A 7,609-nucleotide genomic window follows, 5' to 3' on the forward strand; every position below is an offset into this window, starting at 1 on the left:
GAGGCGGCGTCGGCGAGATGCGGCACCCGGCGCGGACGGCCCAGGCGCACGGGACGGTCGAAGACGCGCACGGCCACCTCGCGCACGCCGGCGAGCTGGCTCGCGCCGCCGGTCAGCACCAGGCCGGCGCCGGCCTCGATCGGGGCGCCCGAAGCCTTCAGCCGGTCGCGCAGCAGCTCCAGCGTCTCCTCGACGCGTGGAGCGATGATGCCCTTGAGCAAGCTGCGCGGGGCGACCACCGGGCCCGCGCCGGGATCGTCGCCGCGCGGCGGGGCCTCGATCATCTCGCGGTCCTCGTTGGCCGAGGCGATGGCCGAGCCGTGCAGGGTCTTGATGCGCTCGGCGCCGGCGACCGAGGTCGAAAGCCCGCGGGCGATGTCCTGGGTGACGTGCTGGCCGCCGACCGGCACGGTCTCGACGTGCACCAGCGAGCCGGCGTTGAACACCGCCGCCGAGGTCGAGCCGCCGCCCATGTCGATGCAGACCGAGCCGAGATCCATCTCGTCCTCTTCCAGCGCGGCCAGCGCCGAGACGAACGGTGCGGCGACCACCCCCTCGAACTGGAGATGCGCGCGTTCGATGCAGGCGCCGAGCGTCTGGTAGACGGTCTCGGAGACCGAGACGACCAGGAGCTCCACCCCCAGCACGCGGCCGAACATGGCGCGCGGGTCGCGCACCCCGCCCTGCCCGTCCACCGACCAGGCGATCGGCAGGATGTGGGCGGCTCGGCGGCCGGGCAGCTTGATCTGCGAGAGCGCGTGCTGGATCGCCCGCACGAGGTCGTTGTCCGAGATCGGCCGGGCGCCCAGCGAGACGCGGCCGCCGACGCGGGCGGAGCTGAGCTGGCCGCCGGAGGTCGCCACGGTGACGCCCTGGACGTTGACGCCGGCGACGTTCTCCGCCCGCTCCACCGCCTGGGCGATGGCCTCCGAGGCCTCGTCCAGGTTGACGATCGAGCCGCCGCGGACGCCGCGCGACTGGACGTAGCCGACGCCGGCGGTGGTCAGGGTGCGGTCGCCGCGCCGGATCCCGTCCGGCTTCATGATGAAGCAGGTCACCTTGGCCGCGCCCAGATCGACCGCCGCCACCACGGGCGGACGGACGAGGGCGGCCTTGAGACCGTCCTTCTTCTCTTCGCTACGCGTCGCAGTCTTCAGCATCAGGTCAGGCTTTCTTGCCCCGGACCCTTCCCGGTTCGGATGAAGTCATCCGAACCGGATAAGAAGGGTCCATTTTTTCAACAATTTAGAGCGCGCTAAGCGCGCTCTAGGCGCCAGCCGTCATGGGACGGCCGGTCGCTGCTGCTTGGCGTGGCCGCACGGCCACCATTTCGGGGTTGCGCAGGTCGATCCGGTCGAAGCCCAGGTCGAGGATGTGCGAGCGATGATCCAGCTGCTCGAGCTGCATCAACGCCTGGTCCTCGCCCGTCGCGGGCAGCTGGATCAGCGAGCCGTCCTTCAGCCGCACGTCCCAGCGCCGGTCGTCGACCCGCACCAGGGCGTCGGTCAGGCTGAGCAGCTTCGGCCGCTGGGCGATGATCGGCAGGATCGCCGGCGCGGCGGCGTCGGCCCCCTCGCCCACCACCAGCGGCAGGCTGGCGAAGCGCGAGGGATCGGCCTCCGGGATCACCTGGCCGTGGTCGTCGATCACCGCCGTCTTGCCGGCGTGCTGCCAGACGGCGAGCTGCCGGCGCTCCTCGACCGCGAACACCAGGGTGTCGGGCAGGAGGCGCACGACGCGCACTTGCTTCACCCAGCCCACGCTCTCGACCTTATGGCGCACGTCCTCAAGATCGAGGCCGACCAGCGGCTGGTCGGCGAAGACGCCGGCGGCGCGGATGATGTCGGCCGTCGCCATCGGCGAGGCGCCCTGCACATGGACCTTCTTCAGCCGGAAGCCCGCCTGGGCGAACTTCGCGTCGACGCCGCGCCCCACGCCCTGGACCAGCCGCTCGCCGCGGTGGCCGGTCGCCAGCGTGACGCACAGCGCCAGCACGACCACGCCAGCGGCGGCGAGCAGAACTGTCCTGGGGGAAAGACCCGGGCTCGGCGCCCCGCCGCGTCCCGGAGGCGGCGCCGGCTTCGGTGAAGACGGACGCTTACCTCTGGGACTGGCGGGCGCCTTGGCCCGAGGATTCGCCTGTACTCGCGATCCCCCCCGCACCGCCGCGGGCATACGCGTCCTCCGTGATCCAAAGAACCAGGTCGTCGAATCCCACGCCCTGCTTCGCCGCCTGCTCGGGGATGAGCGAAGTCGGGGTCATGCCGGGCTGGGTGTTGACCTCCAATAGGACCAGAACGTCATTAATATCGTCATAACGGAGGTCCGATCGGGTAACCCCGCGACAACCCAGGGCGGCGTGCGCCATCTCGGCGAGTTTCAGAGCCTTTTCAGTTACATGCGCCGGCAGATCGGCCGGGCAGACGTGGGTCGAGCCGCCCTCGCCGTACTTGGCCTCGTAGTCATAGAAGCCTGTCCTGGGGATGATTTCGGTAACCATCATCCCCTTGCCGTCCATCACGCCGGCGGCCAGCTCCTTGCCGCGGATGTAGGGCTCGACCATCACCTCCTCGCCGAAGGTCCAGGACGGCGCGACGACCTCCTGCGGCGGGCTGTTGGCGCCCTCCATCACCAGGAAGACGCCGACCGAGGAGCCCTCGGCGTTCGGCTTGACGACATAGGGCGGCGGCAGGACGTGGCCGCGCGCCACGTCGAAGCGGTTGAAGAGGCCGCCGCCCGGCACGGCGACGCCGGCCGCCGCCAGCACTGCCTTGGCCTTGGCCTTGTCCATCGCCAGCGCCGAGGCCAGCACGCCGCAATGGGTGTAGGGCAGGCCGAGCGTCTCCAGCACGCCCTGGACGCAGCCGTCCTCGCCCCAGGCGCCGTGCAGGGCGTTGAACACGACGTCGGGCTTCAGTCCCGCCAGCACCTGGGCCAGGTCGCGGCCGGCGTCGACGCGGCTGACCTCGGCGCCCAGCCGTTCCAGGGCGTCGGCGCACTCGCGGCCCGAGACCAGGCTCACCTCCCGCTCGGAGGAAGGCCCGCCCAGGAGGACGGCGACGTGGTGTCCGGCGAGGGGGGCGGCCATGGGCGACTCTTCGGTTGCGGTTGGGACCGTCCCGCGGTGGCCTAGCCGGGCGCGGGGGTCAAGGGGACGACGCGCCGCGGGGGCGGAAGTCGACGTCGCTGTTCGCCACGACCTCGAGCAAACTCGCCCAGACGGCGGTCGCCTGGGCCAGGGCCTTCGGATCGATCTTGTCCAGGGTGTCGTCGGCCGAGTGATGGAAGTCGAAATAGCGGCTGGCGTCCTGGGCGACCTGCACGACGGGCGCGCCGGCCTGGACCAGGCCGTCGACGTCGGCGCCGCCGCGGACCGCGGGATCGGGCGAGACGACGACGCTGAACGGCGCGAGCGCGGCCAGGAAGGCCTTGACCGCCGGATGATCGCGGCCCGCGGCCGGCAAGGCCACCCGCCAGACCCGCTCGGCGCCGATGTCGGCCTCACCGGCCAGGACCACGTTTCCGACCTCGGCTGCGTGAGCCGCAGCATAGGCGCTTCCCGAGCCGCCCTGTTCCTCCGAGCCCCACAGCACCACGCGGATCGTCCGCCTCGGCCGCGCGTGCAGCGTCGCCAGGCGCGCCGCCGCGGTGGTGATGGCGACGCCGGCGCCGTCGTCGGTCGCGCCGGTCCCCGGGTCCCAGGAATCCAGATGCCCGCCGACGACGATCAGCTCGTCCGGCCGCTCGCGGCCGCGGATCTCGCCCACCACGTTCCAGGCGGTGGCGGCGGGATCGACGGTGGAGGCCATGACCAGCTTCAGGCTGACCGGCTTGCCGAGCGCCGCCAGCCGCTCGAGTTGCTCGGCGTCCGGCGGTGAAAGGGCCGCGGCCGGGATGCCGGCGTAGTCCGCATAGCCGGCGTGCGGCGCCCGCGTCTGCATCGTCGACAGGGAGCGCACCAGATAGGCGATCGCCCCGCGCTTGGCGGCTTCGGTCGCGCCATGCGCCCGCTGGGCGAGGATCGCGCCATAGCCCGAACCGTCCTGGGTGCGGGTCATGGCCTGGGTTACGACGGCGATCTTTCCGTCAAGCGCCCCCGCCGGCTGGTCGAGCATCGCCTGGTAGGTGGGGAAGAGCGCAACCTCGCCCGTGAGGCCGCCCTTCGGCGTCGGCGCCGAACCGCTCAAGCCCAGGATGCGAAGCTTCTGCGGCGCGGGCGCGACGACCTCTGCGCTCTCCTCGCCGCGGATCCAGGCCTTGGTCGTGAAGGGCTCGGCGCGGACGTTCTCGAAGCCCAGCGACGCCAGCTTCGCCAGCGCCCAGTCGCGGGCCCGGGCCATCGCCGCCGTCCCCACCGGCCGGGCGCCGACCTCGGTGGTCAGGCTCTCGACGATGCGCCAAGCGGTCGGGTCGGACAGCGCCTTGTCGCGGACGGCCGCCGCCTCCGCGGCGAGATCCTGCGCGCCGGCGGGACCGGCTGCGCCGAGCACGCCCAAAACCAGGATGGACGCAAGAAGAGGGCGAGGGCGCGGGGTCACGCCTTAGCCGTGCCGGCGCAGGACGCCATGGTCAAGCCATGACCGAGGCGTCAGGCGCCTTCTTCGGGAATCGCGCGATGCAGCAGAGCGAACAGCGCCGCCAACAGGCAGCCCGCGACGATGCCGGCGGTGAGGTCGCGCAGCAGCGTCAGGCCGAAGGTGGCGATCAGCACCGCGGCGGTCCGCCAATTCTTCAGCAGGCGCACGAACTCCGCCTTCTCCGCCATGTTCCAGGAGACCACGACCAGGACGCCCGCCAGGGCGGCCAGCGGCACGTAGCTGGCGAGCGGCGCGGCGACCAGCATGAAGACCAAGAGGAAGCCGGCGTGCAGCATGCCCGCGACCGGGCTCGCCGCGCCCGCGCGGATGTTGGTCGCGGTCCGCGCGATCGTCCCGGTGACGCTGACGCCTCCGAACAGGGCCGAGGCGATGTTGGCCAGGCCCTGGGCCACCAGCTCCATGTTCGAGCGATGCATGCGGCCGGTCATGCCGTCGGCGACCTTGGCCGAGAGCAGGCTCTCGATGCCGCCCAGGAGGGTGAAGGAGAGCGCCGCAGGCGCCACCTCGCGCAACAGCTTCGGATCGAAAGCCGGAAGCCGGGGCGCCGGCAGGCCGTGCGGGATCCCGCCGAAGCGGCTGCCGATGGTGGCCACGTCCAGATGGCCGAAGGCGGCGAGCGCAGCGGCGGCGGCCACGGCGATCAACATGCCCGGCCAGTGGGGTCGCCAGCGCCGCAGCGCGAAGATCAACGCCGCCGCCCCAAGTCCCAGGCCCAGGGCCGCGGGATTGAGCGTCGGCAAGGCGAACGCCAGCGCCGCCAGCTTCGGCAGGACAGGACCGGGCTCGGCCCCAATGAGCCTCAGGCCGGCGAGATCCTTGAGCTGGCTCGCCAGGATCGTCACCGCGATGCCAGCGGTGAAGCCCACCGTCACCGCATGCGGGATATGGCGGATCAGCGACCCCAGCCTCAGCGCGCCCAGCAGGGCCAGCATCAGGCCTGAGAGCAGCACGGTGAGCAGCAGCCCCTCGACGCCGAACCGGGCGACGGTCGCCGAGACCAGGACGATGAAGGCGCCCGCCGGCCCGCCGATCTGAAACCGGCTGCCGCCAAGCGCCGAAACCAGGAAGCCGCCGACGATCGCCGTATAGAGACCGCGGTCCGGGGACACGCCCGACGCGACCGCGATCGCCATGGACAGCGGCAGGGCGACGATGGCGACGGTCAGTCCGGCCAGCAGATCGCGCTTCAGCGCCGCTCCCGCGTAGCCTTCGGAAAGGACCGTGACGATCTTCGGCCGATAGAGATGCGCTGTGGCTGCGCCGTTGGGCATGGCGGTGACGACCTGCTTTGCACTGAAATCTGGGGAGGGATCTCCTCCAAGCCAATGCGTCTATCCGTCGCCTCGGCCTTGATTCTGCTCAAGGCTGCGGCAATCGCCTAGTCTTACTGAGTCATCTCGCCACATCCACGTTGGTCGCGGGACGCTTCAGCCTTGGTGCTTCGGATTTGATCGCCGGGAGGCTGAGATGTCGGATGAGGCCGAGGCTCGTTTCGAGGCCTATGCGGATAGGCTGGCCAGTGTTCTGGGTCGCTCGGACCGGGGGGCTGGGCTCAGGGACTACTGCACGGGCCTGATGCTGCCGCTGGATCGCAAGAGCATCGAGCCGCTGGCGGCGGCGACGTCGCCGTCGCGGGTGTCGGCCCAGCACCAGTCGCTGATGCACTTCGTCAGCGTCTCGCCGTGGTCGGACGAGAAGCTGCTGGCCAAGGTGGGCGAGCTGGTGCTGCCGGTGATCGAGCGCCATGGGCCGATCGAGGCCTGGATCATCGACGACACCGGCTTTCGTAAGAAGGGCCGCCATTCGGTTGGGGTGGCGCGGCAGTACTGCGGGGAGATCGGCAAGCAGGACAATTGCCAAGTGGCGGTGAGCCTGTCGCTGGCCAACGCCTGGGCGAGCCTGCCGGTGGCGTTCCAGCTCTATCTGCCGAAGCCCTGGGCCGAGGACGCGGCCCAGCGCAGCAAGGCGGGGGTTCCCGAGGACGTCGCCTTCGCCACCAAGCCGCAGATCGCCCTGGAGCAGATCCGTCGGGGCTGCGAGGCGGGGCTGCCGCCGGGCGTGGTGCTGATGGACGCCGGCTACGGCGTGGACGCGCGGCTGCGTCTGGGCGTGACGGCCCTGGGGCTCAGCTATGTCGCGGGCGTGCTGAGCGACACCCTGGTGTTCGCTCCCGGCCATCCGCCGGCGGCGGGGCATACGCGGCCCAAGAGCGGGCGGCGCCAACGGCACGTGGTCGGGGTCAAGGAGATCGCCCTGGGCCTGCCGGACGAAGCCTGGGAGCAGGTCGAGTGGCGCGAAGGTGCGGCCGAGCCGCTGTCGGGCCGCTTCGCGCGGGTGAGGGTCTGCTCGGCCCACCGCCACCGGACACTGCCCGAACGTAGCGTGGAGTGGCTGCTGGTCGAATGGCCGAAGGGCCAGGCCGAGCCGACCCGCTATTGGCTCTCCACCCTGCCCGAAGACATCGCCTTCGAGCGCCTAGTCGAGCTGACCAAGCTCAGGTGGCGCATCGAGCGCGACTACCAGGACCTCAAGCAGGAAGTGGGCCTCGACCACTTCGAAGGCCGAAGCTGGCGAGGCTTCCACCACCACGCCAGCCTGTCGATCGCCGCCTACGGCTTCCTGATCTCCGAGCGGGAGACGATTCCCCCCTCAGGACCTGGTTCCTCCAGCAACGGCCCGCAGGCTGGCCTACCCGACGGTTATCGACCCCGAGGCGCCGCCGATCCGGCCAGAACGGCACATCCCCAACTCGATCGCCACCCTGCGACGACGCCTCGCTCTCGCCCTCGTCAGACGACTGCCGCGATGTCCCTGCTGCGGGCGACCACGCCGGGCGCGGACGCCGCCCCGACGAATATGACGCAGTAAGACTAGAGCATTCGGCGGTTCGAATGAACCGACGAATGCTCATAAGCCTTTGAAGTTAGACCAGTCGCGACACCAAACCGGCGTCCACTTCGGCTGCGAATGGTTTAGGTCGTCATCAAAAGGTGTAGCCGATGCGCCCCCCG

At 70.9% G+C, this 7,609-nt stretch carries 6 protein-coding genes; 1 reads left to right on the top strand and 5 read right to left on the bottom strand.

Annotated features, from left to right (window positions below; translation table 11 throughout):
* The 5 genes from ftsA to VJS38_RS13220 form a co-directional block, all read right to left on the bottom strand.
* On the bottom strand, positions 1–1,160 hold a 1,160-nt coding region (gene ftsA / locus VJS38_RS13200; protein WP_324088612.1), incomplete at its 3' end, for a cell division protein FtsA.
* Positions 1,161–1,266: 106 nt separating this feature from the next.
* A complete protein-coding gene (locus VJS38_RS13205; RefSeq protein ID WP_324088613.1) occupies positions 1,267–1,995 on the bottom strand; it encodes a cell division protein FtsQ/DivIB in 729 nt (242 codons plus the stop codon).
* Positions 1,996–2,098: 103 nt separating this feature from the next.
* Positions 2,099–3,088 (bottom strand): D-alanine--D-alanine ligase, encoded by a 990-nt coding sequence (locus VJS38_RS13210; protein ID WP_324088614.1) that lies wholly within the window; start codon positions 3,086–3,088, stop codon positions 2,099–2,101.
* A 58-nt stretch (positions 3,089–3,146) separates the two neighbouring features.
* A complete protein-coding gene (locus tag VJS38_RS13215) occupies positions 3,147–4,490 on the bottom strand; it encodes a M20/M25/M40 family metallo-hydrolase (protein WP_324088615.1) in 1,344 nt (447 codons plus the stop codon).
* Positions 4,491–4,588: 98 nt separating this feature from the next.
* On the bottom strand, positions 4,589–5,869 hold the full coding sequence (locus VJS38_RS13220) for a SulP family inorganic anion transporter (RefSeq protein ID WP_324088616.1): 1,281 nt from the start codon (positions 5,867–5,869) through the stop codon (positions 4,589–4,591).
* A gap of 196 nt (positions 5,870–6,065) precedes the next feature.
* Between VJS38_RS13220 and VJS38_RS13225 the strand changes: the two genes are divergently transcribed.
* Entirely contained in the window at positions 6,066–7,466 is a 1,401-nt protein-coding gene (locus VJS38_RS13225; RefSeq protein WP_414692444.1) for an IS701 family transposase, read from the top strand.
* The last annotated feature ends 143 nt before the right edge of the window (positions 7,467–7,609 follow it).

The sequence above is a fragment of the Phenylobacterium sp. genome (genome assembly GCF_035276905.1).
Taxonomy (GTDB): domain Bacteria; phylum Pseudomonadota; class Alphaproteobacteria; order Caulobacterales; family Caulobacteraceae; genus Phenylobacterium.